Source organism: Flavobacterium sp., assembly GCF_031381455.1.
Taxonomy (GTDB): domain Bacteria; phylum Bacteroidota; class Bacteroidia; order Flavobacteriales; family Flavobacteriaceae; genus Flavobacterium.
In genome coordinates, this window is record NZ_JANMXZ010000043.1 from 54,536 (window position 1) to 80,108 (window position 25,573).

27 protein-coding genes are annotated in these 25,573 nt (G+C 35.6%); 10 read left to right on the forward strand and 17 right to left on the reverse strand.

Translation table 11 applies throughout. The features are described from left to right. Positions 1-5: 5 nt before the first annotated feature. Positions 6-2,723, forward strand: a complete 2,718-nt coding sequence (locus tag RMN97_RS10810) for a DNA gyrase/topoisomerase IV subunit A (RefSeq protein WP_309614533.1) — start codon at positions 6-8, stop codon at positions 2,721-2,723. Between the two features lie 48 nt (positions 2,724-2,771). Here RMN97_RS10810 and RMN97_RS10815 read toward each other — a convergent pair whose 3' ends face one another. The 10 genes from RMN97_RS10815 to RMN97_RS10860 form a co-directional block, all read right to left on the reverse strand. Continuing rightward, entirely contained in the window at positions 2,772-3,296 is a 525-nt protein-coding gene (locus tag RMN97_RS10815; protein ID WP_309614534.1) for a GNAT family N-acetyltransferase, read from the reverse strand. 645 nt (positions 3,297-3,941) lie between these two features. Then, positions 3,942-4,799, reverse strand: a complete 858-nt coding sequence (locus RMN97_RS10820) for a TerC family protein (protein ID WP_309614535.1) — start codon at positions 4,797-4,799, stop codon at positions 3,942-3,944. A 25-nt stretch (positions 4,800-4,824) separates the two neighbouring features. After that, complete coding sequence (locus RMN97_RS10825) at positions 4,825-5,196, reverse strand: DNA topoisomerase IV (RefSeq protein WP_309614536.1); 372 nt, start codon at positions 5,194-5,196, stop codon at positions 4,825-4,827. A gap of 71 nt (positions 5,197-5,267) precedes the next feature. After that, a complete protein-coding gene (locus RMN97_RS10830; RefSeq protein WP_309614537.1) occupies positions 5,268-5,843 on the reverse strand; it encodes a DUF1572 family protein in 576 nt (191 codons plus the stop codon). Then, the gene (locus tag RMN97_RS10835; RefSeq protein WP_309614538.1) at positions 5,830-6,057 is read right to left on the reverse strand and encodes a DUF6095 family protein; all 228 of its coding nucleotides are present in this window, start codon (positions 6,055-6,057) and stop codon (positions 5,830-5,832) included. Before RMN97_RS10835 ends, RMN97_RS10830 begins: the two co-directional genes overlap by 14 nt. Positions 6,058-6,059: 2 nt before the next feature. Next, a complete protein-coding gene (locus RMN97_RS10840; RefSeq protein ID WP_309614539.1) occupies positions 6,060-6,545 on the reverse strand; it encodes a hypothetical protein in 486 nt (161 codons plus the stop codon). 286 nt (positions 6,546-6,831) lie between these two features. Then, on the reverse strand, positions 6,832-7,644 hold the full coding sequence (gene murQ, locus RMN97_RS10845) for an N-acetylmuramic acid 6-phosphate etherase (RefSeq protein ID WP_309614540.1): 813 nt from the start codon (positions 7,642-7,644) through the stop codon (positions 6,832-6,834). 59 nt (positions 7,645-7,703) lie between these two features. After that, positions 7,704-9,611 (reverse strand): tetratricopeptide repeat protein, encoded by a 1,908-nt coding sequence (locus RMN97_RS10850; RefSeq protein WP_309614541.1) that lies wholly within the window; start codon positions 9,609-9,611, stop codon positions 7,704-7,706. Between the two features lie 84 nt (positions 9,612-9,695). Then, positions 9,696-10,364, reverse strand: a complete 669-nt coding sequence (locus tag RMN97_RS10855) for a ZIP family metal transporter (RefSeq protein ID WP_309614542.1) — start codon at positions 10,362-10,364, stop codon at positions 9,696-9,698. Next, a complete protein-coding gene (locus tag RMN97_RS10860) occupies positions 10,364-11,128 on the reverse strand; it encodes a class I SAM-dependent methyltransferase (protein WP_309614543.1) in 765 nt (254 codons plus the stop codon). Before RMN97_RS10860 ends, RMN97_RS10855 begins: the two co-directional genes overlap by 1 nt. A gap of 133 nt (positions 11,129-11,261) precedes the next feature. On the opposite strand from RMN97_RS10860, the gene RMN97_RS10865 reads away from it, so the two are divergent. Further along, positions 11,262-12,425, forward strand: coding sequence for a class I SAM-dependent RNA methyltransferase (locus tag RMN97_RS10865; protein WP_309614558.1), 1,164 nt, complete (start codon positions 11,262-11,264; stop codon positions 12,423-12,425). 1 nt (position 12,426) lies between these two features. On the opposite strand, the gene RMN97_RS10870 is transcribed toward RMN97_RS10865, so the two are convergent. The 6 genes from RMN97_RS10870 to rlmD form a co-directional block, all read right to left on the reverse strand. Continuing rightward, a complete protein-coding gene (locus RMN97_RS10870) occupies positions 12,427-13,944 on the reverse strand; it encodes a thioredoxin-like domain-containing protein (protein WP_309614544.1) in 1,518 nt (505 codons plus the stop codon). Between the two features lie 108 nt (positions 13,945-14,052). After that, complete coding sequence (locus tag RMN97_RS10875; RefSeq protein ID WP_309614545.1) at positions 14,053-14,796, reverse strand: NYN domain-containing protein; 744 nt, start codon at positions 14,794-14,796, stop codon at positions 14,053-14,055. 53 nt (positions 14,797-14,849) lie between these two features. Then, complete coding sequence (locus tag RMN97_RS10880) at positions 14,850-15,083, reverse strand: hypothetical protein (RefSeq protein WP_309614546.1); 234 nt, start codon at positions 15,081-15,083, stop codon at positions 14,850-14,852. 24 nt (positions 15,084-15,107) lie between these two features. Next, on the reverse strand, positions 15,108-15,908 hold the full coding sequence (locus tag RMN97_RS10885) for a DUF6048 family protein (protein WP_309614547.1): 801 nt from the start codon (positions 15,906-15,908) through the stop codon (positions 15,108-15,110). Further along, on the reverse strand, positions 15,880-16,374 hold the full coding sequence (locus tag RMN97_RS10890; protein WP_309614548.1) for a DUF6452 family protein: 495 nt from the start codon (positions 16,372-16,374) through the stop codon (positions 15,880-15,882). The genes RMN97_RS10885 and RMN97_RS10890 overlap by 29 nt, the downstream gene beginning before the upstream one ends. 76 nt (positions 16,375-16,450) lie before the next feature. After that, positions 16,451-17,866, reverse strand: coding sequence for a 23S rRNA (uracil(1939)-C(5))-methyltransferase RlmD (gene rlmD / locus RMN97_RS10895; RefSeq protein ID WP_309614549.1), 1,416 nt, complete (start codon positions 17,864-17,866; stop codon positions 16,451-16,453). Positions 17,867-17,943: 77 nt separating this feature from the next. Between rlmD and RMN97_RS10900 the strand changes: the two genes are divergently transcribed. From RMN97_RS10900 to RMN97_RS10930, 7 genes are all read left to right on the forward strand, one after another. Next, positions 17,944-18,483, forward strand: a complete 540-nt coding sequence (locus tag RMN97_RS10900; protein ID WP_309614550.1) for a DUF1697 domain-containing protein — start codon at positions 17,944-17,946, stop codon at positions 18,481-18,483. 154 nt (positions 18,484-18,637) lie between these two features. Continuing rightward, positions 18,638-19,048 (forward strand): OsmC family protein, encoded by a 411-nt coding sequence (locus RMN97_RS10905; protein WP_309614551.1) that lies wholly within the window; start codon positions 18,638-18,640, stop codon positions 19,046-19,048. Between the two features lie 96 nt (positions 19,049-19,144). After that, positions 19,145-19,852, forward strand: coding sequence for a DUF1003 domain-containing protein (locus tag RMN97_RS10910; protein ID WP_309614552.1), 708 nt, complete (start codon positions 19,145-19,147; stop codon positions 19,850-19,852). 268 nt (positions 19,853-20,120) lie between these two features. Continuing rightward, positions 20,121-21,401 (forward strand): ornithine--oxo-acid transaminase, encoded by a 1,281-nt coding sequence (gene rocD / locus RMN97_RS10915; RefSeq protein WP_309614553.1) that lies wholly within the window; start codon positions 20,121-20,123, stop codon positions 21,399-21,401. Between the two features lie 155 nt (positions 21,402-21,556). After that, positions 21,557-22,018, forward strand: coding sequence for a hypothetical protein (locus RMN97_RS10920; protein ID WP_309614554.1), 462 nt, complete (start codon positions 21,557-21,559; stop codon positions 22,016-22,018). 62 nt (positions 22,019-22,080) lie between these two features. Beyond that, positions 22,081-22,269: a hypothetical protein gene (locus RMN97_RS10925; RefSeq protein WP_309614555.1), complete on the forward strand. Its 189-nt coding sequence runs from the start codon at positions 22,081-22,083 to the stop codon at positions 22,267-22,269. Beyond that, the gene (locus RMN97_RS10930) at positions 22,259-22,801 is read left to right on the forward strand and encodes a Smr/MutS family protein (RefSeq protein WP_309614559.1); all 543 of its coding nucleotides are present in this window, start codon (positions 22,259-22,261) and stop codon (positions 22,799-22,801) included. The genes RMN97_RS10925 and RMN97_RS10930 overlap by 11 nt, the downstream gene beginning before the upstream one ends. 95 nt (positions 22,802-22,896) lie before the next feature. On the opposite strand, the gene RMN97_RS10935 is transcribed toward RMN97_RS10930, so the two are convergent. Beyond that, positions 22,897-23,961, reverse strand: coding sequence for a DUF3810 domain-containing protein (locus tag RMN97_RS10935; protein ID WP_309614556.1), 1,065 nt, complete (start codon positions 23,959-23,961; stop codon positions 22,897-22,899). A 178-nt stretch (positions 23,962-24,139) separates the two neighbouring features. Here RMN97_RS10935 and RMN97_RS10940 point away from each other — a divergent pair. Beyond that, positions 24,140-25,573 (forward strand): aminoacyl-histidine dipeptidase (locus tag RMN97_RS10940; RefSeq protein WP_309614557.1); only part of this gene is annotated, 1,434 nt, incomplete at its 3' end.

Below are 25,573 nucleotides of genomic sequence, written 5' to 3' on the forward strand. Positions count from 1 at the left end.
TTTATATGAATAACGAAGAAGACGATATTACCCCAAAAGAAGACGAGAACAGCGAAGAAACGAATGAATCTACAAGCGATGATGCAGTAGATGAAGGTTTTGAAGACCTTAAATCTTCGGGAGATCATTTTTACGACCAGGAAGAAGTAAATCCGGAAGATACCATCACCAAAGTTACAGGAATGTACAAAGATTGGTTTCTGGATTATGCTTCCTATGTAATTCTCGAGCGCGCGGTTCCTGCGATTGAAGATGGTTTCAAACCAGTGCAGCGTCGTATCATGCATTCGATGAAAGAGTTGGATGATGGTCGTTACAATAAAGTGGCGAACATCGTTGGTCACACTATGCAGTATCATCCTCACGGTGATGCGAGTATTGGTGATGCGATGGTTCAGATTGGTCAAAAGGAGTTGATTATCGACATGCAGGGAAACTGGGGAAATATCCTCACGGGTGACAGCGCTGCAGCTTCTCGTTATATTGAAGCACGAATTTCTAAGTTAGGTCACGATATTTTATTCTCTCCAAAGATCACTCAATGGGGAATGTCGTATGATGGTCGACGTGCTGAACCCATAAATCTTCCGGTTAAGTTTCCGTTGCTATTGGCTCAAGGTGCCGAAGGAATTGCAGTTGGTTTATCCACGAAAGTGTTGCCGCACAATTTCATCGAACTTATTGATTCCTCGATTAAGATTTTAAAGAACAAACCATTTACTTTATTTCCAGATTTCCCAACAGCGGGAATTGCCGATGTATCGAATTACAACGATGGATTACGTGGCGGACGTGTTCGTGTTCGTGCTAAGATAGGACAATTGGATAAACAAACCTTGGTGATTACCCAAATTCCGTTTTCCACCAATACGTCAACGCTGATTGATAGTATCTTGAAAGCGAATGAAAAAGGAAAAATAAAAGTCAAAAAAATAGAAGACAACACGGCTGCCGAAGTGGAGATTCTTATCCATCTTCCGCCTGGTGTTTCTCCTGATAAAACCATTGATGCGTTGTATGCGTTCACCGCCTGCGAAACTTCGGTGGCGCCTTTGGGCTGTGTAATCGAAAATCATAAACCGTTGTTTATTGGTGTTTCAGATATGCTGAAAATATCAACAAACAGAACGGTTGATTTACTAAAACGTGAGCTTGAAATCCAATTGGATGAACTCGAAAACAAATGGCATTTTTCTACGCTCGAAAAGATTTTCATTCGTGAGGAAATGTACATCGATTTCAAATTGTATTCTGATAGAGAGACGCTTTATGTCTATATGTATGACCGTTTCAAGCCATTCTTAAAATCATTTGTTCGTGAAATTAACGATGACGATTTACAAAAGCTGACGCAGATTCCGATGATTCGTATTACGCGATTCGATTCGGATAAAGCCGATGATGCGATTTCCAAACTGGAAGCCGAAATGGAAGAAGTAAAACATCACCTGAATAATATCATCGACTTTGCTATCGACTTTTTCCAAAAGCTAAAAGACAAATACGGAAAAGGTCGCGAGCGTCAAACGGAGTTGAGAAGTTTTGACAATATTGAAGCTACAAAAGTTGCTTTGAGAAATACTAAACTATACGTAAACAAAGAAGAAGGTTTCTTTGGAACCGGTTTGAAGAAAGACGAATATGTTGCCGATTGTTCGGATATTGATGACGTGATTGTGTTTCTTCGAGACGGAAAAATGATGATTGCCAAAGTGGACGACAAGAAGTTTGTCGGCAAAGACATTATTCATATTGCGGTTTTTGATAAGAACGATAAGCGCACCATTTACAATATGATTTACCGTGACGGAAAAAATGGCTCGACATTCATCAAGCGTTTCAACGTTTCCGGAGTTACACGTGATAAGTTTTACGATTTAACGCAGGAGAAAGCTGGTTCGCAAGTATTGTATTTCTCTCATAATCCAAATGGTGAAGCCGAAGTTATTACGGTTTTATTACGTCAGGTTGGAAGCATTAAGAAACTGAAATGGGATTTGGATTTTGCTGATATTGCTATCAAAGGAAGAGCTTCACGTGGAAATACCGTAACTAAATATCCAATCAAGAAAATCGAATTAAAGGAAAAAGGAATATCCACTTTACGCCCGAGAAAAGTCTGGTTTGATGATACGGTTCAAAGATTAAACGTTGACGGAAGAGGTGAGTTGCTTGGCGAATTCAGGCCAAACGACCGATTGCTGCTTATCAATCAATCAGGGAAACTGAAAACCATTATACCGGAACTGACAACCCATTTTGATGAAGATATCGTTGTGATGGAAAAATGGAATCCAAACAAACCGATTTCAGCGATTTATTACGATGGTGAAAAAGAGCGTTATTTTATCAAGCGTTTCTTAGTCGAAAACGAAAACAAGGAAGAAATCTTTATAACTGAACACGAAAAGTCCCAACTAGAAATTGTTTCCACCGATTGGCGACCAATGGCTGAAATTATTTATGCCAAAGTAAAAGGTGTTCAGAAGGACAACCAAACGATTAACTTAGAAGAATTCATTGCGGTAAAAGGTATTAAAGCCTTAGGAAATCAATTGACTACCGATAAACTAAAACAAGTGAATTTGTTAGAATCACTACCTTATGAAGAACCCGAGCCAGCACCAGCTGAAGAAATGGAAGTGACAGATGAAAACGACGTTTCAGAAGATATACAGACAGAAACCGGCGATGATGGACAGATAACTTTGTCGTTGGAATAATTTAAAATCCCGCTTTTGGCGGGATTTTTTTATTGTTCTTTGAGACATTCAGTTACTCAATTTGAGTTTCATCATAATGTCTGTCTGTTCGTCATCTCCTAATTTGAAAATGTGTTTGTCAAACTCAACAAAGCCATTTTTCCTGTAAAAGTTTATTGCTCTTGGATTTTCTTCCCAAACACCTAGCCAAACATATTCGGCGTCTTTCTGTTTTGCTATATCAATTGCTTTGTCATACAATAATTGTCCAACGCTTTTTCCGTGAAATTCTTTTGACACATAGATTCGCTCAATTTCCAGCGACTTGCTGTCTTTTAATTCAGTTTGAGATTCTCCAAAATTGATTTTCAAGTAACCAATTACTTCATTTTCAAGTGTCGCAAAATAAAACTCTGAGTTCTCGTCGTTAAGCTCTGCGGTCATTTTTTCTTTTGAAAATACTTCTTCCAAATAGTTTTTCATATTCTGTTCGGAGTTAGATTCAGAGAATGTTTCTTGAAACGTTTGTCGGCCAATTTTTTGCAATTGGTTAATGTCGATTAGTGTTATTTTTCTAACTTCAATATTTGCCATTTTATCTTTAGCTATTGTTGATTAAGGTTGTTTCACGCTGTTAGCGGTAGTTTCTTTTTATCCAGCTATTAATTCCACTTCCAAATTCTGTAAATAAAAATATTAGAAATATGTTTGTCATAATAATAGTTACTACAATTTTCAACGTTCCAATACTTTTATTTCGGTACAGCAAAATTACATTTACAATTAACTGTAAAATAGCAAACATAAGATTGAATATAACAATTGCAATATCTCCACCGGAAACGCCTACATTCAAATAGAATATTACACAAAACATTAAAACGCTTAATATTACATTTCCCCAAATCCATTTTGTCTGCATCGTAGCTATTGCTTTACTTTATACATGAGTTCATTACGAGTGGAAATACCGCTAACTAATTAATAAGTATAACACCCATCACATTATCCATAGCTAATATATAAAAAAGATTACAAATGGATTGCTTCGCCAGTCGATTCGCTCGTGTCCCGCCTGCGCGGGAAAGACAAGCTACAGCTTGTGCGGGAAAGATAAACTACAAGAATTCAAATGGCTAACTTTCTAGCCCTGATGGCAGAGAAAATCTCGTCTTTTGGGACGAGATTGTAACGCACAGCAGGAATTACCATTACAAATAAATCCCGAGCCTTTCGCTCCTAATTTGTCACATCAGTATCCTTAAGCTCTTTGTCGATAATTTTATTGTTATGTAGCTTGACAGGTTTTCTGCTTTTTTTCATTCTTAAATTTAAGAATTCTACAAAGAGTGAGAAGAAGATCGAGAAGTACAAATAGCCTTTCGGGATTGTTCCGACTTCGACATCATTGCCAAATTGGAAGTGTGCCAAATGGGAGCCTTCGGCAATCAACATTACACCAATTAAAATTAGGAACGATAAACCAAGGATTTGTATGGTTGGATGTTCATTGACGAATTTAGAAACTGGTCCGGCAAAAATCATCATGATTATAATTGAAATCACTACAGCTAAAATCATAATAATTAACGCACCACTATGACCAAAACCGCCTTGTGCAGGTTCAGCGTTGCTCACCATTCCGATGGCAGTCAAAATACTGTCAAAGGAGAAAACGATATTCAATAACGCAATTTGTATAATAGCGGAAGCTAAACTATTGCTAGCCTTTCCGCTGGTACTATCTTCCTCGCCTTCCATTTTGTGATGAATCTCGGAAACCGATTTGTACAACAGGAATAATCCACCACCAAAAATGATAAGGCTTTGTCCTGTAATTCCGGCTTCAAAAAATCCCCAGTCTATATGAAATAGTTCTTCCTTTAAACCCATTACCCATGTAATTCCAAATAATAGAATAATTCTAAAAACCATGGCAAGCAATAACCCAACACGTCTTGCTTTTGGTTGATCTTCGGCTTTTAATTTTCCTGAAACGATGGAAAGGAAAACGATGTTGTCAATTCCGAGAATGATTTCAAGAAAAGTCAGTGTAAGTAGAGCCATCAAGGCATTTGGCGTAAATAGAATTTCCATTTTTTATAAGTTTAGTTTAACGTTCTTAATCGAGTTTTGTTACTACGCCACGTGATTTTTTATTGTTTCCAACAAAAGAATATTCAAAAGTATAGCTATTCTTTTCAGTAAACAATATTTTCATGCTAATAGCTTTTTCTTCTTTCATGTTTTTCGGATGCAGTTTCTGCAGTACGAATTCGCAGTCATTCACCCAACGCACCGTAGCGGTATCGGTTTTTCTGTTATAGGTTTCTATTTGAAGATTTTCGGTTCTTGTAAAAGTTGATGTATGTTTTTTACCATCAATGTTTTGCGTAAATTGAAACTTTCCGGTTTTGAAATCTTGGCAATTGCGCTCGTGATTGTTGCACGAGATGATAAACAAGGCGAGTAGAAGTAGAGTAGTCTTTTTCATTTTTATTTTTTTTGCCACGAATTACACAAATTAGCACGAATTAATTTGTGAAAATTTGTTTAATTTGTGGTTTATTTTAATCTGTTTAATTCATCATCCGTAAAATTCTTAATGATTTTCTCTTTCGAAAACTTATCTGAATTATAACTATTGGATTTGTTCTTCGGAATAGAAAGCGAATTCCATTCGGATTGTTTCAGCATTTTGGAATAAAATACAATCTGCCCAATGTGATACGGATAATGCGCCAATTGACGATTTATTGCTTCCATCACGGTGTGACCTTCATTTCGAATATAAATAACGGTTTCGAGTTGTTCAGGTTGTAATGAGTTTAACGCACCAAAAAAACAATCCCAGCCTTTGTTCCAAAGGTTCATCAATTCTTCCTTGTTTGTAATAGTTTCTTCGAATTCAATATCACGATTTCTCCAATCTTTTTCGCCATCAGAAGTTAAGAAATCCGTCCAACGCGACAGCATATTACCTGACATGTGTTGAATAATCATAGCAATCGAATTGGTGTCTTCGTTTACAGATATAAACAATTGCTCTGGTTCCAATTGTTCCATTGCTTTTTCTCCTATGGTTTTATAATAGAGAAATTGCTTTTTAACGCTTTCGATGTAATTATTATTTATCATCATGAAAAAGTGCGTCAGTTAACGTTTTAATTCCCTTAAACATAAAATAAACGGCTAAAAAACAGAATACTATTCCAAAAGCCAATACCAAATAATGCCACACATTTTGCTTATTGATAAACGCATTATAAATCACGCTTGGTCCAATAAACATTAATGGTAATGCATAGAGCAAATATTTAATTCCTTTGTCTAAAAGTTGTTTGTTGGGAGGCATTTTTAAAATTTTATTTGAATTCCGATTCCGTTGTGATTGGCCACTGCGTTTAAATCAAAATCTAATGAACTCGTATTTTTTAGTCCGTCGTTATAGGTTTTGACCGCTTCTTCAATTTTTTTTGATCTTCCGGATAAAACAGGAATGGAGACTGCAACCATACCAACACCGGCATACGTAAGTGCCGTTGGATATTTTACATCTGAAAATAATCCAACAGCCAAATCAATTACTGATAGCGTTATGCCTAATCCAAGTAGCGTTGCGCCAATCCCTTCTTTTGACTTAGCTTGCTTGTATAGATGAAGCGCATGCAGATTAGGAGCTAATATTTTTTTAACCTGATAACTTGGGATTTGTGTATCGTTCTGATAGATTTTTCCTTTTTCAAATTTGAGTTCAACTGCCGTAGTTTTTTTCAGGGTTAGTTCCTGTGAAAAAGCAGTAAATCCGATTAATATTGTGAATGCTAAAAGTATTTTTTTCATGTTGTAATTTTTGACATTTTGTATTTGTAATATGAGGCAAAAATAAATCCGATAATGGTGTGAGCGCCAATAATCATTAAAAATAAGAATACTTTTTTTAAACCATACTCATCGTGTTCAAAAAAGGTTATTTTAGAATAGAATAATGCGAGAAAATAGATTAAAACTAAAATGGTATTGCTTATTATGTAGCGAATTATATGCTTCCACTTTCTTAATAAGACAATGCTTATTATCCATAAGACAGGCAGTAATCCCATGAGAAAATAGAAAATATAAACTCCCATTATTTGTTGTAATTATCAACAGCTTTTCTAACGCTGCCAAATTCCTTCAATAATTCGGAAGCTTTTTCATAGTCGATAGGAATTTCACCCATAATCATTTTCACACCGCGATCTACGAGTTTGTCGTTGCTCAATTGCATATCGACCATTTTGTTACCTTTTACTTTTCCAAGTTGAATCATTGTTGCGGTAGAAATCATATTCAGCACGAGCTTTTGTGCCGTACCAGCTTTCATTCGGGAGCTTCCGGTTACGAATTCGGGACCAACAACAACAACTACCGGAAACTTTGCTGTCAATGCTATTGGACTTTCTTCATTGCAGGTAATACAACTGGTAACAATATTTTTTGAATTGCATTTTTCCAATCCACCAATGACATAAGGAGTTGTTCCCGAAGCGGCGATTCCAATGACAATATCATTTTCCATTATGCCGTGTTCCTGTAAATCGATCCAGGCTTGAAGTTTATCGTCTTCGGCATTTTCTACGGCACGTCGAATCGCTTTGTCACCACCAGCAATAATTCCGTTGACCAAATCAAACGGAACACCAAAGGTTGGCGGACATTCCGACGCATCTACAATTCCTAATCTTCCAGAGGTTCCGGCGCCAATATAGAAAAGTCTTCCGCCGATTTTCATTTTGGCAACAGTTTTGGCAACCAAGGCTTCTATTTGTGGCAATGCTTTTTCCACCGCAAACGGAACAGTTTTGTCTTCTTTATTGATATTGGCTAACAAATCGGCCACCGACATTTTTTCTAAATGTTCGTAGTGTGAGGATTGTTCTGTGGTTTTGGTGAAGTTCATTTTTATAGTAGCAAAGTTGCAAAGTCCCAAAGTTACAAAGTTTTTGCTTTTGGTTTACCTTAAAATCCTCTACGTTTTTTTTCATTTTCATAGGTATTGTATTCTTCATGTGATTTTTCATATGCCTTAGCTTTATCCTTGTCTTTGGCGACCACTTTCCCTTTTCTATACATGTCGGCTAATTCTAAATAGCAATCGCTTTCAAAATAAGAACCCTTCATATACCATGACTCTATTGAGAATAAAGACGCAGTGTAATTGGGTTCCAAGCTTTTCGAAAACCATTCAAACGCCTTTTTTTCATCAGGTGCTATAGCATAAGTTACATGCGTTTTTTTTCTAAAATTCTTAATTCCTCCTGTGGAAAGATCTTCTATTATGCCATATTTATAGATCATACCTAAGTAATAACTGGCATTTGGGCTGCCTTTTTCGGCTGCTTCCGTAAATGCCGCTATTGCTTTTTCCGGATTTTCTCCCGCTATAGATGCAACACCACTATAAGTAAAGCTTTTGCTGTCAAACCATTTTCCGAGCTCTACCATAGCATCTACACTACCTAGTCTGGCTGCCTCTTGTAAAAGGGGAATATATTCTTTTCCTTCAGCAGCGTTTGTTCTTGCAACATATAAAATAGCATCTAAATTCTTGTTTTTATAGGCCTGATTAAACCATTCCTTTCTTTTTGGAATGAATTGGGTGCACAACAAATCATAACTTGCAAAATATAAAATCATTCGGGCATTTTCATCTCCATTATTAGCTTTGTCTATTAATGGGTAATAATATAACTTTCCGAATCGTATTTCTTTTTTTTCTCCTTCAATATCATCACTAAGTTTTTTTTGTCTTTCGTATTCAGCTTTCTCTGCTTGTACTCGTTCCGGAGACTTAGCAAACAGGTCAACAATCCCATTGGCAACTTCACCTATTTGTTGCCCTTGTTGATAGCCTTTAGTAAAACTGTCAACTGCACTGGAGCCTGTACTTGTCTTAGTTGCCATAGGATTAGTAAGGGTTTTGCCATCGGTTTCGAAATGTGCTAACGGGTCATTTAATTGTTTTTGATTATTCTCTTTTATTTGTGCATTACTAGCACTTAGTGCCTGTACCTGATCGTAATACTGTTTTGTTGTTACAGAGGTACTGCCATCTTGCTTTTTTATATAATAGCTGCCATTTTGCTGAAAAACCTGAATAGATTCCTTGGTGTCTGATAATCCCACAACATCAGACATATTAGTAATCGCAGTGCTCTGATTATTGCTGTTTGAAGTCGAATTTGATTTAGCGGATTCGCTGTTGGAGTTGCTGGTTTGGCTATTTGTTTTATTCGGAATGCTATTTGTTTGTTGTTTGGTAGCATTAGAATTAGTTGAGTTTGTTACATTTCGTGTTGTGGGATTTGAATTTGTCGTTTGCGGTTTAGAAAGTTCCCGTATTTTATTTTCTATTTCAGAGGTGTTAGTAAAACCCCCAATTCCAACTATCCTAACATTCACCATAACGTCAGACGCTTTTGCATCTTTGTTTATTGGGCCAAATTGGTTAGTCATACCATCAACTCTTTTCCATCCCCAGGATTGTGAGCCATAAGTAACCAAAACCTCAAATGTTATACTTGTTCGAACGGCCTCTATGTTTTTAAATGGGTCATAGCCTACATATTGTTCGCCGTATTGCTTTCCGTTATAATTATAGCTATGTTTAAAACTAGGATTAGGATTAGATGCAGTGCCCTGCATTTTGTCTATGTCCAAAATAATTTGAGCACTTTTTTCATATCGCTCAATTCTAATTCGTGGAGTAACATTGAACGCCGAAACTGATAACCCATTTAGGGAAAGAGGAAGATTGTATTCGCAAATAACTGTGCTAAAAGTTTTGCGTGAATCATTGGTCTGGCAATAAGAATTTATAGAAAAAATAATTATTATTACTACAGAAATTAAAAGGTTTTTTTTCATGAAATTGGTCTGTTTGGTTTTTAAGGAAGTACATTTTAGACTTGAGTCTTTGTAAACTTACCTATAAATTATCAACTTCCAACATTATAAAAAACTCGCCAATACAATTCCTAAAATAATCATCGAAACTTTAGCAATATTGAATTTGTGTCCTTCGCTGCTTTCAAAGATAATGGTGGATGAAATATGAAACAGTATCCCAATAACGACAGCGGTTATTTGTGTGTAGTATTCGTTGAGTACAGGAAAGCTATCAGAAACTAATGTTCCCAAAGGAGTCATAACAGCAAAAGTCAGCATAAAGAAAAACAGTGCCGTTTTATTTAGTTCAGCATGGATAAAAAATGTCGTTAAGATAATCGCAATAGGTAAGTGGTGAATGGCTATTCCGAATGCCAAATCATGATGACGCCCAACAGGAAAACCTTCTAATAAAGCGTGAATACACAAACTGATAAAAAGCAGCCAAGGTATTTGTGTTAGTTTGTCATGACCATGAACGTGGCCGTGTTCGGCACCTTTGGAGAAAAACTCCAATATGATTTGGAATAAGATTCCACACATGATAAAAATCCCAACACTTTTGTTACCACTTTCATACACATCAGGCAACAAATGCATAACGGTTAACGATAATAAAAACGAACCGCTGAACGCCAATAACAACTTTAGATTTTGCTTTGCTTTTGGTTTAAGTTGTAAGGCAATTAAATAACCGATAAGCACTGACAGTAAAGGTAATAAGTAATTCATTATTTGAATATCATTATTAGACGTTCACTAGTATTCTTATGGAATTTTTTCAACTTATAATCACCAAAAGTATCCAATAGATAGATTCCCGTTTCATTCATCATAGTCTGGAAATCCTCTAATGTGTAGGCTCTAACTTTTTCAGTAAAATGAAAGGTTTCGCCCTTGTCTTCAAAATCAATTTCCTTGATGATAAAACCATCTATTGCAAAGCGTTTGATGTGAAAAGTGATTCCATCTATTTCCTTGGTTTCTTCCGGAATTAAATTATCAATCACGACTTGCGAATTCATAAAATCAATCACAGCAAACCCATATTCCGATAGGCTTTCTTTGATGGCTGCCAAAGTTTTTATATCGTCTTCGCTATTTTCAAAATAGCCAAAACTGGTAAACAAATTGAAAATAGCATCAAACTTTTCATCATACGGTATCCGTTTGTCATGTACCACAAAATGTAAAGTGTCATTAGTGTTTTTATTAGCTTCAGCAATGCTGTTTTCTGATAAATCGGCACCAACAACATCAAACCCTAATTGGTTTAAATAAATTGCGTGTCGTCCTTTGCCACAAGCTAAATCCAAGACTTTAGCCTTTTCCGGCAAGTTTAAATAATGCGTGAGATTATCCATGAATAGCTGTGCTTCACGATAGTTTCTGTCTTTGTAAAGTATGTGATAATAAGGCGTATCAAACCAAGAGGAATACCAAGTATTTGTTTTTGGTTTGGCGTTTGTTGTTTTTGGTTTTATCACTTCTGACATTTATTCTTTTCAAATGAATTCTGAACGTGCAAATTTAATGTATTTTTGCCGAACTTATTCCAAGTTTGAATTTTGATATTTGAGATTTGACTTTTATTTGGAATTTGGAATTTGAATAATGGAATTTATATACATGGAGAATTTTAAAATGATTGCCAAAACCTTTTTTGGTTTTGAAGAAATATTAGCCAAAGAATTGCAACAATTAGGCGCACAAGATGTTGAAATTGGCACGCGTGCTGTGAGTTTTAAAGGCGATAAAGGGTTTATGTACAAAGCTAATTTGTCGTTGCGTACAGCTTTGAAGATATTAAAACCGATTTATTATTTTAAAGCGACGAATGACCAGAATTTATACAAAGGCATTCAGGGCATTGATTGGTCAAAATATATTGGAGATAATCAAACCTTTGTAATTGATACTACGATTCATTCGGATAATTTCAAGCACTCGCAGTTTGTTTCGCAAAAAGCAAAAGACGCTATCGTTGACCAATTCCGTGAAAAAACAGGACAACGCCCAAGTGTAGATAAAGATTTCCCCGATTTAAGAATTAATATTCATATTGACCGTGACCAAGTTTCGGTAGCACTTGATACTTCGGGAGCTTCGCTACATCATAGAGGTTACAGAACTGCTACTAATATTGCTCCGATAAACGAAGTGTTGGCAGCAGGAATGTTGTTGCTTTCAGGTTGGGATGGAAGTTCTGATTTTTTGGATCCAATGTGTGGTTCGGGAACTTTATTGGCGGAAGCTGCTATGATTGCTTGTAATATTCCGGCGAATATCAACAGAAAAGAATTTGCTTTCGAAAAATGGAACGATTGGGATAACGATTTGTTTGACCAGATTATTGATGCGCTGATGAAACGTACTAAAGAGTTTCATCATACTATTATTGGTTACGACAAAGCACCAAGTGCGGTTCAGAAAGCAAAAGACAATATTCAGAATGCCAATCTTGATGACTATGTAAGTATCATTCAAGGTGATTTTTTTGACAGTAAAAAAGAAAACACCGGACCATTGCAAATGGTTTTCAATCCGCCATACGGTGAACGTTTGAATATTGAGTTGGAACGTTTTTACCGAGAAATTGGTGATACCTTAAAGAATAATTATCCGAATACCAATGCCTGGTTTATCACTGCAAATCTGGAAGCTTTGAAATTTGTAGGACTTCGTCCATCACGTAAAATCAAGCTTTTTAACGGAAGTTTGGAAGCGCGTTTGGTGAAATACGAAATGTATGAAGGCAGCAAGAAAGGCAAGTATATGAACTTAGAAGAATAGTTTATTTTCCTTTTTTGGTTTCGTAATCTATGGCCTTAATCATATTTTTTAACTGGTCGGCATCAATGCGTTTGGCTTTGATAACTTTATTCTTATCCAAAATATAAATAACAGGCGTAGAGTACACATCATATTTTTCAACGGCATTGTTATAATGTGCGCCATCATAAACGTTTATCCAAGGCAACTTGTGTTCGGCTATATATTTTAAATACTTATCGCCTTCGTGCTGCATATAAACGCTATATACTTTAACATCTTTCTTTTCTTTTAACAAGTCATTATACTGTTCCAAAAGTATCGGAATTTCTTTTTGGCAATGACTGCAATCAACATCCCAAAAAACAAGAACGGTATATTCTGCTTTGACATCGCTTAACTTGACATACATTTTTGTGACCTGATCAACATTTTTGTAATAAACATTGGTCATTTCTTCACTGTTTTTAGCGTCTTCAAATCCCATGGCTTTCAACTTCGGAAAATCTTCGGCCTTTATCATAAACAAATCCTGAGCAGTAGCACCAATCAATAAGGGTTTTAATTTATCGGCACGTTTGATAATTTTTTGCACAACATCATTATCGTCGTATATGCCATCGGCTTTTCCAGTTTTAAAATACTTATCAGACATGTGTAAAAACACTTTGTCAAACCCCATTATTTTTGATGTTTCATACTTATAAGTGAAATGTGCCAGTAAAAGTTTATAGGTTAGACTTCCCGGTATGGTCTTGTCCATTATTTTGTCAATTTCAACAGCAACAGAATCAGGATATGTTATGACAACTGAGTCAAAATATCTTTTTATCTTATTGTTGAAAAAAGGATTTCTAATGATGCCATCATCTTTAAAATCGACATCATCCCAAAAATGTTTTTTATAGTATTTGTAAACCTGAATGCTGTCGGGTCTTCCGTTAGAAGCTTTTGGAATGTCTTTGAGAAGTTTTTCCACTTTTAAATTCATCACATCAGATATATAACTTCCTTTATGGTCAACAATAAACTTTTCTTCAAAATCGTTAATGATTTTTTCGACGTCTTTTTGCTTGTTATTTAATGCGAGTGTATCTTTTTTGGTCGCTAAACTTGTAGTTTGTTTATAAGTCTGAAAGTCTTTGTTTTGTTGGTTGATGAATTGAACATAGCTAAAGAAATCATTTTCCAATGGCGAATTCAGAGCCGTTAGCTCTTTACCAATATTTTGACTTGCTTCTGTTTTGAGTTCAAGATTTTGGGTGTTATCATCGATAAAGAAATCAAAGTAGATTCCTTTTGCCTGGCTTACCAAAGAGTAAATCCCTTTGTCGAGTTTCCCTTTCCCTTTAAAAACAATCTTTCCGTTTTTGATGGAAGTGCAGGTATCTTTGATTAAGGTTTTGTCAAATTGGTAAAAGGTAAGATACGCTAAGGTATCCGGAGCGTTTTTTAGATTAATGGTAATCTCGTAACCCGATTGAGCAACGGCAAAAAATGAAGAGAAACAAAAGATTGTGGCAAGTAGCAATTTCTTCATAAACAAAAGACGTTTTTTTTCTTTAAAATGATTTTCGAAAGTCAAAAATAGTGCATTTAATAAAGAAATGGAACATTGAATTTTTAAAGTTTACTTAAAATTACATAGTTATTTCAATCTGACTAAAGGATGATTCAATCCGTTGACGATATTTTTGACCACCTGATATTTTTCAATGCTTTCAAAAAGCTTGGTCAGGTTTCTGAAACCATAGGTTCTGGAATCGAAACTTGGTGATATTTTACGCAGATTGGTTCCAATGTTTGAGATATACGCTTCATCATCTTCATTGGCCGAAATATCAAATGCTTTGTCAATAATCGAAAGATTTATTTTTGGAGTAGTATCTGTTTCTTTTACGGCTATTTCTTTTGTATTGGTTTTCTTTTTAGCAACAGGAATAGCTTTCGGTTCAACAAGAAGGTTTTCGGTAAACGTAAAGATTTCACACGATTGCACAAACGCACTTGGTGTTTTCTTTTGCCCGATTCCCATCACAAAAAGTCCTTCTTCCCGAATTCTTTTGGCTAAACCCGTATAATCGCTGTCACTAGAAACGATACAAAAGCCTTCCGTGTTTTTGCTGTGTAAAATATCCATGGCTTCAATAATGAGTGAACTGTCTGTAGAGTTTTTGCCTGTGGTATAGGCAAACTTTTGAATTGGACTGATAGAATATTGATTGATAATTTCTTTCCAGCCATTCATATGTTGTTGCGTCCAATCGCCATAAATTCTTCTGATGGTGGCTTTACCATATTTGGAAACTTCTTCCAGAATTTCTTTAATAAGTTTGGGTTGGGCATTATCGCCATCGATTAATACGGCTATGTTGAACTTTGTGTCTTCCATTATTTGGTTTTATTTTTCAGAATTAAAGATAACACTTTTTAGTTTACTATTAGCTATCCTACTTCGCGAACGCCTTTTAGAAAAAGCCAACGCATGAATATCTTTTCACCATCTGGAGTTTGAACTGCCTGGAATTTAGGTGCCGTAAGTGTACCCACTACAAAGGCTGTAATCGGAATCATCAGACCAGTTAGGTTGGTATATTTCTCTATTAAGAAACGAAACAAAATGAATAGTATTGCAAAGCAAATAAGGTTGTAAAGGAAGGATTTTACTTTTTTGTTCATGATATTAAAATTACGAATTAGGAATTATTTCTTCTTTTCCTTTTTAGATTTTCCTTTGATGGCTTTTTCCTTAGCCTTAACTGTGGCTTTGTAAAGCGGAATAAAATAAGAAACGGTATAATTGAATCCAACACCAAAATCTCCATTATACGTTCTGTTAAAACCCGGAATATAAAGGTTGTCAAAGTTGTCGGGACGTTTTTGCGATACCAATCGGTTTAGTCTAACGCTAAAACCCACAAAGATATTATTTAATACTTCTGCTTTCATACCAGCAACGACCTCTATCCATTGTGCTGATAAGCCATCAAAATTTTCACCAGAGATGATTACGGGAGATTCTCCAAAATACGGGTTAGGATTATAAACTTGATAGCTGTTCAACGTCTGACTAAAACTACTCACACCATAACGCAGCCCAACAGAAATAATATTTTCCATATTTCCCCAGTTCTGAAAAGAGTTGTAGTCAAATCCCGCTTTTAGATACGTTCCTTTTGTAGTAAAATTGACTTGGTCGTCACTAACCGTTTTGTCTTCATTACCAATTTCGGCAGCCAAATAATGTCTGCGTGTTAGACGATAATCACCAACAAGTTCCAATCCGCGATAATCGGTTTCATAAAACGAACGCGTTAGTTTGAATAAATCAACTCCAACACGCAAACCATAGCGCTCTTTTTTGGGTGGAATGCTGTCTTTTTTAGTTGCACTTTCTTCGGCTACACCTTTGGCTGGTTTAACAGCTATTTCCTCTTGTGCATTGCCTAAAAAAGAAAGCAACAGTATACAAACACTAAAAAAGGATTTTGATATGTGTCTCATTTTCGGTTTCAATGTTTGTTGTTAAAATGTTGATATCTTGTATCCAAAAGCCGTCAGGTGTTGCTGCATCCGTTTTGATAACACCAGTCGGAAAAGCATCTAACTCAAAGATGGTTTTGTAACCACAGGCTCTGGTCACAAAAATGTTTTGGTGGGTATAATTAAATTGAAGAAAGTCTTCATTTGGATTCACGCCGGTACTATTGAGTATTAAACTGTATTTAGTTGTGAGGTCATCTATTTTTAGGGGCAACTCCACTTTAGATATATTATTAAATGTACCTAAATCGTCTGTTAGTCCAACGCCTTTAATTTTCAGGTTGACCACATTCTTCAAATTCGACGGATTTGAAATGTCATAAAACTCTAATATCAGTCGGGGAGTGGTTTCATCAATACAGATATCGTCTTTTTCGCAGCCGATGAAAGTGATTGTTATAAAAAGCAGAAATAGTATTTTTTTCATATTTGTTTTTAATTGAGTTTTCATTCTCAGTCGCAGTTTTCAGATGTATACTGAGACTGCCTGCTGCGACTGTAAACTATCTTTTCTCCAAAAGTACAACATTTTCCACATGGTGCGTTTGCGGAAACATATCTACCGGACGCACACGTGTAACTTTATACATTTCATCCATTAGGGCTAAATCCCGTGCTTGTGTAGCCGAATTACAACTCACATAAACAATCTTATTCGCCCCAATTTTTAGCAATTGCTCCACTACATCTTTATGCATTCCGTCTCGTGGTGGGTCGGTAATGATAACATCCGGTTGGCCGTGTTTCGCAATAAAATCATCGTTAAATACATTTTTCATGTCGCCCACATAAAACTCACAATTGTTGATGCTGTTGCGTATGGCATTTTCTTTGGCATCAATAATCGCTTCGGGAACTGCTTCTACGCCAATTACTTTTTTGGCTTTTTTGGAAACGAATTGTGCAATTGTTCCGGTTCCAGTGTATAAATCGTAAACGACTTCATTGCCTGTTAAACCTGCAAATTCACGTGTGATTTTGTATAGTTCATACGCCTGATCCGAGTTGGTTTGGTAAAACGATTTAGCGTTAATGCTAAACTGCAAACCTTCCATTTCTTCCAGTATATAATCTCGTCCTTTAAACAACTTGATTTCCTGGTCGTATAAGGTATCATTGGCTTTACCATTGATAACGTACTGTAGAGAAGTAATCTGTGGAAACGTAGCATAGATATAATTCAATAACAATTCGCGTTGTTTTTTGTTTTCCTGAAAGAACTGAATCAGTACCATGATTTCTCCAGTCGAAGCTGTTCTAATCATAAGTGTACGTAACAAACCTTCGTGGTTACGAGCATTGAAGAAAGGCATATCGTTTTGAACCGCAAATTCGCGAATAGCATTTCGAATCGCATTTGATGGATCTTCCTGCAAGTGACATTTCTCAATATCCAATATTTTATCCCACATTCTCGGAATATGAAAACCTAATGCGGGCTTTTTACTTAATGATTGGTCTTCTGATTTTATTTCGGTTTCATTTAACCAACGAGTGTCTGAAAACCCAAATTCCATTTTGTTTCTGTAAAAGAATTGCTTTTCAGAACCCAATATCGACTCAAACTCTGGTAATTCAATTTTACCAATTCGTTTCAGGTTATTATATACTTCCTGATTTTTATAAAACAACTGTTGCTCGTACTTCATATTCTGCCATTTGCAACCGCCACAGGCTCCAAAGTGCTGACAAACAGGTTCAATTCGGTTTTCAGAATAGGAGTGGAACTTAATGGCTTTGCCTTCAAAATAGGATTTTCTTTTCTTTAAGGTTTGTACATCTACCACATCACCTGGAACGACGTTTGGTATAAAAATAACTTGACCTTCGGGTGCTTTGGCTACCGATACGCCTTTGGCACCAGCATCCAGAACAGTTATGTTTTCAAAGATGACTTTGTTGGTTTGTTTTCTTCCCATGGCGCAAAAATAAACTATTGGAGAAAATCTGATATAGATTTAAGAAAAAAATATAAATTAGTTGAAAAATAAAAAAAATGCATACTCATTTAGCATTGTTAAGAGGCATCAATGTTTCGGGACATAAAATGATTAATATGGTAGCTTTGAAAAAAGCACTCGAAGCCATTGGTTTTACCAATGTGGTGACGTATATCCAATCGGGAAATGTGTTTGTAGATACAGAAGAAGAAAGTCCGAGTAAAGTTGGTTTTCTGATTAAGCAGGAAATATTTAAGGAATTTGGGCATGATGTTCCTGTAATTGTCATTGGCAAACAAGATTTGCAGGCATGTTTAGACAGAAATGAATTCCTTAACGATGAAGGAGTTGATTTAAAGAAATTGTATGTTTCTTTTATTTCCTCCATGCTACCCGATAATATGATTACCCAACTTAACTTAAACTTTATCCATCCTGATGAAATCCAATTGGATGGAAAACGTATTTATTTGAAATATGATATTTCTCCCGCCAAAACCAGACTCGATAATAAATGGATTGAGAAAAGCATGAATGTGATTTCTACAACACGTAATTGGAATACGGTGAATAAACTACTTGATATGTATGGGTAAATAAACCGTACTTTCAGACCTGACAGGTTTTTAAAACCTGTTAGGTCTAGAGCTTTGAAAAATTGATACCTTCATTAGAAATAATGATAATTGTATAACATTCGTTTCCGATTCTATTATTAAATTTACTCAAATTTTTAAATAATCAACTATTATGAAAAGAAATGCAACCGCAGTTTGGAAAGGTTCCCTAAAAGAAGGAAAGGGAGCGCTTACGACACAAAGTACCACATTAAACAATACGCAATATTCTTTTGGTTCTCGTTTTGAAGAAGGCGTTGGAACCAATCCTGAAGAACTTATCGCAGCAGCACATTCGGGTTGTTTTTCGATGCAACTTTCCGCTTTTATTGGCGAAGCTGGATTTACTCTGGACAGCATCGAGACCAAATGTGTAATTGACTTCCAAAATGGAAGCATCGTTAGTTCTACTTTAACTGTAGAAGCTAAAATCCCGGGAATATCAAATGATACTTTTCAGGAATTGGTTACCAAAGCAGAAAAAAACTGTCCGATTTCAAAATTGTTGAATACTGAAATTAGTTCAACAGCGACACTAGTTTAAGTAATCGAGGAACTTATAAATTAAACCTCATTTCTTTTTTAGGAATGAGGTTTTTTCGTGGTTTAAAATGTAAATTAGCAATAAAATTAGATAGATATGAGTTCAAAAGACACATTCAAAAGTGCCATTTCTGGTGTAGAAGCTCCCGAAACAGATAAAGTTTCTTGTAAAAGCATCCGCGTTCCAATTCTCGATTTGATTAAAGAAGACCATCCCAATTTAGATATGTCAAAAGAGATAACTATAGGAGAATTAAATATCTATAGAGAAAAATATATTTCAAAGTTTTTAAAATCGGAAGTTGGACAGTTAAATGATTTACACAAAAACGTAATTAAATCATTAACAGATGACAATTCATTGGTCAGCAAAGTGGAAGACGAACCGGACAATAGAACTTTTGGTCAAAGATTAGCTGATAATGTAGCAGATTTTGGCGGCAGCTGGACCTTTATTATTTGGTTTTTTGTGGTTATTTTGGTTTGGATTGGCGCTAACGCTTTTCTGCTATTGAACAAAGGTTTTGATCCGTATCCGTTTATTCTGTTGAATTTAATTTTGTCTTGTTTGGCATCATTGCAAGCGCCGATAATCATGATGAGTCAAAACCGTCAGGAAGAAAAAGATCGAGAACGCGCCAAGAAAGATTATATGATAAACCTAAAATCAGAATTAGAAATACGAATGTTAGATGATAAACTAGATCATTTAATTATGCATCAGCAACAAGAATTAATAGAAATGCAGAAGGTGCAAATTGAAATGATGACCGATATTTTGAATAGGATTGAGAATAAAAAGTAAGTACCAAATTTTGAAATTCTAAATTCCAAGTAAACTCCAAAAAACAAAATGCAAATTTCAAAATAGCGTTATTATTTGAAGTTTCGAATTTGAGTTTTATTTGGAATTTGGTTTTTTTAAATTTTGGAATTTAACAAAACAGTTACCCTTTTTTGTACTTTTGCTCAACTATGGATGATTTCTCTCCAAAAGAAGGAATCTTGCTTGTCGGCAGACAGGTTGATATTTTATAAAACCCATGACGAGTTTGGGTTAAAAAGAAAAAAATATGTCAGTTTTAGAAAAAATGAGTTCAGCTGAAGCAATTGCTTTAGAAAACAAGTATGGTGCGCACAATTACCATCCATTACCAGTAGTTTTGAGTAGAGGAGAAGGCGTGTATGTTTGGGATGTTGAAGGTAAAAAATATTACGATTTTCTTTCGGCTTATTCTGCCGTAAATCAAGGTCATTGTCATCCAAAAATTGTGGGTGCTATGATAGAACAAGCGCAGACTTTGACGCTAACATCCAGAGCTTTTTACAATGATAAACTAGGTGTTTACGAAGAATACATCACTAAATATTTTGGTTTTGATAAAGTATTGCCAATGAATACTGGTGCTGAAGCTGTTGAAACTGCTTTGAAATTGTGTAGAAAATGGGCTTACGAAAAGAAAGGTATCCACGAAAACGAAGCGCAAATCATTGTGTGTGATGGTAACTTCCACGGAAGAACTACGACTATTATTTCGTTTTCTAATGATGAAAATGCACGTAAAAACTTTGGACCTTACACGGCAGGATTTATAAAAATAGCTTACGATGATTTAGACGCTTTAGAAAAAGCAATAACATCTACTAAAAACATAGCAGGTTTCTTGGTGGAACCGATCCAAGGTGAAGCTGGAGTGTATGTACCAAGTGAAGATTATTTGGCGAAAGCCAAAGCTTTATGTGAAGCTAACAATGTGTTATTCATTGCTGATGAAGTACAAACGGGAATCGCACGTACAGGTTCAATATTGGCGGTTTGTGGTAATTGCAACTGTGAAAATAAGTGTGAAAAACAAGCAACTTATGTAACTCCAGACATTTTAATTTTAGGAAAAGCCATTTCTGGTGGAGCGTATCCAGTTTCGGCCGTTTTGGCAAATGATGCGATTATGAATGTAATTAAACCGGGACAACACGGTTCTACTTTTGGAGGAAATCCTATTGCTGGCGCGGTTGCAATGGCAGCTTTAGATGTTGTTAATGATGAAAATTTAATTCAAAACGCACGTCGTTTGGGTAAAATATTCCGAGAAAAAATAAGTGAGTTTGTAAAAACATCAAACATTGCAACCTTAGTTCGTGGAAAAGGATTATTAAACGCAGTTGTAATCAATGATACTGAAGAAAGCGATACCGCATGGAATATCTGCATGGCTTTACGTGATAACGGATTATTAGCCAAACCAACTCATGGAAACATCATCCGTTTTGCGCCGCCATTGGTTATGAATGAGGAGCAATTATTAGATTGTGTTTCAATTATCATCAAGACGTTAAAGCAATTTGAAAAGTAATCAACAACCTTTGCTATTAAGAGGAGACTCAAGTCCGAAGGCCGAACTGTATGGAGCGATAGCGGAATAAAATCCCAGTGGGCTTCAGGTACACGAGCTTTAGCTCGTATAAAATAAAACCAAAACCAATTTATAACCAACCAAAATTATTATTTATGGAAAACCAAAACAATTTAGTATTAAATGATCAAGCAGTAGCCGCCTTAAGAGAAAGTGCAAAATGGTGTATGTTTTTATCAATTCTCGGATTTATCGGAATTGCTTTTATGATTATCGCCGGCTTATTTATGTCGGTTGCCATGTCGGCAATGCCCGACAATCCAGAACTTGGGAGTGCTATGGGTCCTTTAGGAGCGATTAAAGCCTATTTTGGCATTATGTACATTGTAATTGCTGCTTTGTATTTCTTCCCGATATATTATTTATTCAAATATGCAACCGGAACAAAAAGAGCATTAGAATCCAGTAATAGCGATGTGCTTTCGGATGCTTTAGTAAATTTAAAATCGCACCATAAATTTTTAGGCATTACAGCAATTGTTGTTATTTCATTATACATTTTTATTATAATTGGAGTAATTATTTTCGCAGCCAAAATGGCAAGTGCCGGAATGTAATTTTAATAAAATATACTTTTTAAAACCAGCTATTGTGGCTGGTTTTTTTTTATTTTTGACTTATGAAAAAACTAGTACTGCCTTTTACACTTGTGGCCATTATTGTTGCTTTGTATGAGCAATCAAAGGAGAAACCTAATGTTTATATTTTATGTATTGCTATCGTGATATTTATGTATGGTATTATGAGATTAAGCGCCAAAACCCCTAGTAAAAATCAAGAAGAAAACCAACAAGATGATGCTGAATAAAGGTGATAAAGTTTCGGTTTTAGATGATGCAATTGACGGTGTTGTGGTTGAAGTCAGTGGTTCTGATGTTACTATTGAAACCACAGACGGTTTTAATCTGACATTCAATACCAGCGAGTTAATTAAGATTGGAAGTAGCAATGCTATGAATTTTAGCTTTAATAAAAGTCAGGTGATTAGCGAAAAAGAAGTAGCAAAACCTAATTACATCAATAAAGAAAAAAAAAACAAAAAAGAAATTCCGCCACCAGAGTTTGATTTGCATATCGAAAAGTTGGTCAAGAGTTATAAAGGCATGAACAACTATGATATCCTAACATTACAGATGGAAACGGCCAAACGCCATATTGAATTCGCCATTCGAAATCGCATTCCGAAGATTGTTTTTATTCATGGTGTTGGTGAAGGCGTTCTGAAATCTGATCTCGATTTCTTGTTAGGACGATATGATAATATTATTTTTCAAGATGCTAATTATCTAAAGTATGGACTAGGCGCAACGGAAGTTTACTTTAAGCAGAATGTAAAGTAAAAAGTACGAAGTACAAAGTGGGAGGTACAAATTGAAGGCAGAAAATAGAAAGCAAAAGTAACGTTACTTTGACTTCGTATTTCTTACCTCGTATTTTATTTTAGTTCCTTTCCTTTATAATAATTAATCAATAAATCGACAAACTTGCTATAACTTTCTAAGCCGTCTTTTTGTTGGTTTGCTTTTAGGAATTGGTCATAAAAAGCGTGAAATCCTTTGTCAATAAAGGTGTCATATTGCTCCCAAAAAAGCTCAGTTTCTTTAAAGTTTTCAATAATTCCGGGATTGATTGTTGGACTGAACGCTTTGAATTTTTCTTCATCTTTCATAATCACATTTTCCAAACAATAGCGCAGTGCCACAGTATAGGCAGCATATTGAAAGTATAAATCATCATTTTTAATGCAAGCCATAAAGCCAATAAAGTTGCATTCACTTTCGCTGGCAAAACCAATTTGATGTGCCATTTCGTGGCAAATAACATTCGGAAAACTGTACATGGGTAACTTGTAATTCACCTGAGATTCATTGGTAAATGGATTCAAATAACCGCCAAAGCCCATATAAGTCAAGGGCAAACTAAAAAGCGATTTCTTTCTGCTCGGGATTTCATATCTAAAGAAAGGATATTGTTTGGCTAAATTATCATAACCATTTTGCGTAATTTTAAAAATGCTATCGTGCGAATACGGATTGCTTACTTTTTGATTTTTGTTGTGTGTAATAGCTAATTGTACTTCGTTGGTTTTTGCAATCAGCTTTTCCGTAAATACATATAAATCTTCGTTGGAATATTCTCTTTGGATATTCATTTTCTCAAAAAGTGGTATGCGATAATAATTCAATGCCCATAGCAGATGAAATATGAAATAAAAAATTGAGAAGCCACTCAAGACTTTTAAAAGATTGCCTTTCCACTGTTTTCTCCAAGTTTTTCTAATTTTCCAAATAGAAAAAAGCAAGTAAACAATTAGAAATCCATACATAATATCTCCAAATGATAATGGAATCCAGCCTAGAATAGTACGTTCCAATCTTGAAGTAAAAACATATAATCCGTTGCTGTAAAAACGTTCAACCATTTCAGGAAAAAACACCAGTATCTTCAGGATAATGATTTGAAATAACAGAAAAAGAGGAAGTATATATTTGCGTTTCACATTGCGGATTTAAAATGTAAATATAATCACAATATCAATTTAGAAAGCAATTTAACTTTGTAACTTTGGCATCCGAGTCGCTGAGTCACTGAGTAACTAAGTTACTGAGAAATAAAGCGGATAAAAACTCAGCAACTTAGACACTTAGTAACTTAGTAAATTAGCAACTTAAAAAATAATGAGCAAAGAAATTAGAAACCTTGAACCAAAAGTACTTTGGAATAAATTCGCCGATTTGAATGCGGTGCCTCGTCCGTCAAAGAAAGAAGGAAGAGTAATCGAATTCATGAAAGCTTTCGGGAACAGTTTAGGATTAGAAACTTTTGAAGACGAAATTCGAAACGTTATCATACGCAAACCCGCAACTGCAGGAATGGAAAACCGTAAAACAATTGTACTGCAAGGGCATTTGGATATGGTGCACCAAAAGAATAACGACACCAATTTTGACTTCGATACTCAAGGAATTGATATGTATGTTGATGGCGATTGGGTTCGCGCACGCGGAACTACGCTTGGTGCTGATAACGGTTTAGGAGTTGCCGCCATCATGGCAATTCTGGAAAGCAAGGATATTCCGCATCCTGCCATTGATGCACTGTTTACTATTGATGAAGAAACCGGAATGACTGGTGCTTTAAACTTAAAAGGTGGAATCCTAAAAGGAGAAATCCTTTTGAATTTAGATACCGAAGAAGACGATGAAATTGATATTGGTTGTGCGGGTGGAGTAGACGTTACGGCAACCAGAAGTTACAATCCTGAAGAAACTCCGGAAGGTTCTGTGGGTTACACGATTACGGTTAAAGGCTTGAATGGCGGACACTCAGGAATGGATATTCATAAAGGTTTGGGGAATGCCAACAAAATTATGAACCGTTTATTGTTTGATGGATTTGAGAACTTTGGATTGCAGATTTCTGAAATTGCCGGTGGTAGTTTACGTAATGCGATTCCGCGTGAAAGCGTGGCAAAAGTTATTGTGGCTGGAATGTATGATGAAGCTTTTGTATTTGACATGCAGGAAATCATCAATGATATCAAATTTGAATTCAAAACTACGGAACCAAAGCTGGAGATCGAAATTGTTAAGAGTGATTTGCCTAAACAAGTTATGGATTTAGGCGTTCAGGAAGGATTACTTCGCTCTATTTATGCCGCTCACAATGGCGTTTACCGAATGAGTGCTGATATGGCTGACTTGGTTGAAACATCCAATAATATTTCTAAAGTTGTGGTTAAAGACGGTTCTATTTCTATTCAAAACTTAACGCGTTCATCAGTAGAAAGTTCCAAGTTTGATTTGGCGAATGCGTTGCGTTCGGCTTATGAATTGTTTGGTTGCGAAGTGGATTTTGGCGGAAGCTATCCGGGTTGGACACCAAATGTAAAGTCTGAAATATTAGATTTATTGGTGAACATTTACGAAAAACAAAATAACGATAAACCTAAAGTAGTAGCCTGTCACGCCGGATTAGAGTGTGGAATTTTGGGAACCAATTATCCTGGAATGGACATGATTTCTTTTGGACCAACCATTCACGGTGCACATAGTCCGGATGAAAGAGCTTCGATTACATCATCACAGAAATTCTGGAAGTTTTATTTGGAG

Coding starts and splice junctions, on each gene's coding strand:
- RMN97_RS10810 (WP_309614533.1), top strand. CDS start 6: ATGAATAACGAAGAAGACGATATTACCCCAAAAGAAGACGAGAACAGC.
- RMN97_RS10815 (WP_309614534.1), bottom strand. CDS start 3,296: ATGGCAAATATTGAAGTTAGAAAAATAACACTAATCGACATTAACCAA.
- RMN97_RS10820 (WP_309614535.1), bottom strand. CDS start 4,799: ATGGAAATTCTATTTACGCCAAATGCCTTGATGGCTCTACTTACACTG.
- RMN97_RS10825 (WP_309614536.1), bottom strand. CDS start 5,196: ATGAAAAAGACTACTCTACTTCTACTCGCCTTGTTTATCATCTCGTGC.
- RMN97_RS10830 (WP_309614537.1), bottom strand. CDS start 5,843: ATGATGATAAATAATAATTACATCGAAAGCGTTAAAAAGCAATTTCTC.
- RMN97_RS10835 (WP_309614538.1), bottom strand. CDS start 6,057: ATGCCTCCCAACAAACAACTTTTAGACAAAGGAATTAAATATTTGCTC.
- RMN97_RS10840 (WP_309614539.1), bottom strand. CDS start 6,545: ATGAAAAAAATACTTTTAGCATTCACAATATTAATCGGATTTACTGCT.
- murQ (WP_309614540.1), bottom strand. CDS start 7,644: ATGAACTTCACCAAAACCACAGAACAATCCTCACACTACGAACATTTA.
- RMN97_RS10850 (WP_309614541.1), bottom strand. CDS start 9,611: ATGAAAAAAAACCTTTTAATTTCTGTAGTAATAATAATTATTTTTTCT.
- RMN97_RS10855 (WP_309614542.1), bottom strand. CDS start 10,364: ATGAATTACTTATTACCTTTACTGTCAGTGCTTATCGGTTATTTAATT.
- RMN97_RS10860 (WP_309614543.1), bottom strand. CDS start 11,128: ATGTCAGAAGTGATAAAACCAAAAACAACAAACGCCAAACCAAAAACA.
- RMN97_RS10865 (WP_309614558.1), top strand. CDS start 11,262: ATGGAGAATTTTAAAATGATTGCCAAAACCTTTTTTGGTTTTGAAGAA.
- RMN97_RS10870 (WP_309614544.1), bottom strand. CDS start 13,944: ATGAAGAAATTGCTACTTGCCACAATCTTTTGTTTCTCTTCATTTTTT.
- RMN97_RS10875 (WP_309614545.1), bottom strand. CDS start 14,796: ATGGAAGACACAAAGTTCAACATAGCCGTATTAATCGATGGCGATAAT.
- RMN97_RS10880 (WP_309614546.1), bottom strand. CDS start 15,083: ATGAACAAAAAAGTAAAATCCTTCCTTTACAACCTTATTTGCTTTGCA.
- RMN97_RS10885 (WP_309614547.1), bottom strand. CDS start 15,908: ATGAGACACATATCAAAATCCTTTTTTAGTGTTTGTATACTGTTGCTT.
- RMN97_RS10890 (WP_309614548.1), bottom strand. CDS start 16,374: ATGAAAAAAATACTATTTCTGCTTTTTATAACAATCACTTTCATCGGC.
- rlmD (WP_309614549.1), bottom strand. CDS start 17,866: ATGGGAAGAAAACAAACCAACAAAGTCATCTTTGAAAACATAACTGTT.
- RMN97_RS10900 (WP_309614550.1), top strand. CDS start 17,944: ATGCATACTCATTTAGCATTGTTAAGAGGCATCAATGTTTCGGGACAT.
- RMN97_RS10905 (WP_309614551.1), top strand. CDS start 18,638: ATGAAAAGAAATGCAACCGCAGTTTGGAAAGGTTCCCTAAAAGAAGGA.
- RMN97_RS10910 (WP_309614552.1), top strand. CDS start 19,145: ATGAGTTCAAAAGACACATTCAAAAGTGCCATTTCTGGTGTAGAAGCT.
- rocD (WP_309614553.1), top strand. CDS start 20,121: ATGTCAGTTTTAGAAAAAATGAGTTCAGCTGAAGCAATTGCTTTAGAA.
- RMN97_RS10920 (WP_309614554.1), top strand. CDS start 21,557: ATGGAAAACCAAAACAATTTAGTATTAAATGATCAAGCAGTAGCCGCC.
- RMN97_RS10925 (WP_309614555.1), top strand. CDS start 22,081: ATGAAAAAACTAGTACTGCCTTTTACACTTGTGGCCATTATTGTTGCT.
- RMN97_RS10930 (WP_309614559.1), top strand. CDS start 22,259: ATGCTGAATAAAGGTGATAAAGTTTCGGTTTTAGATGATGCAATTGAC.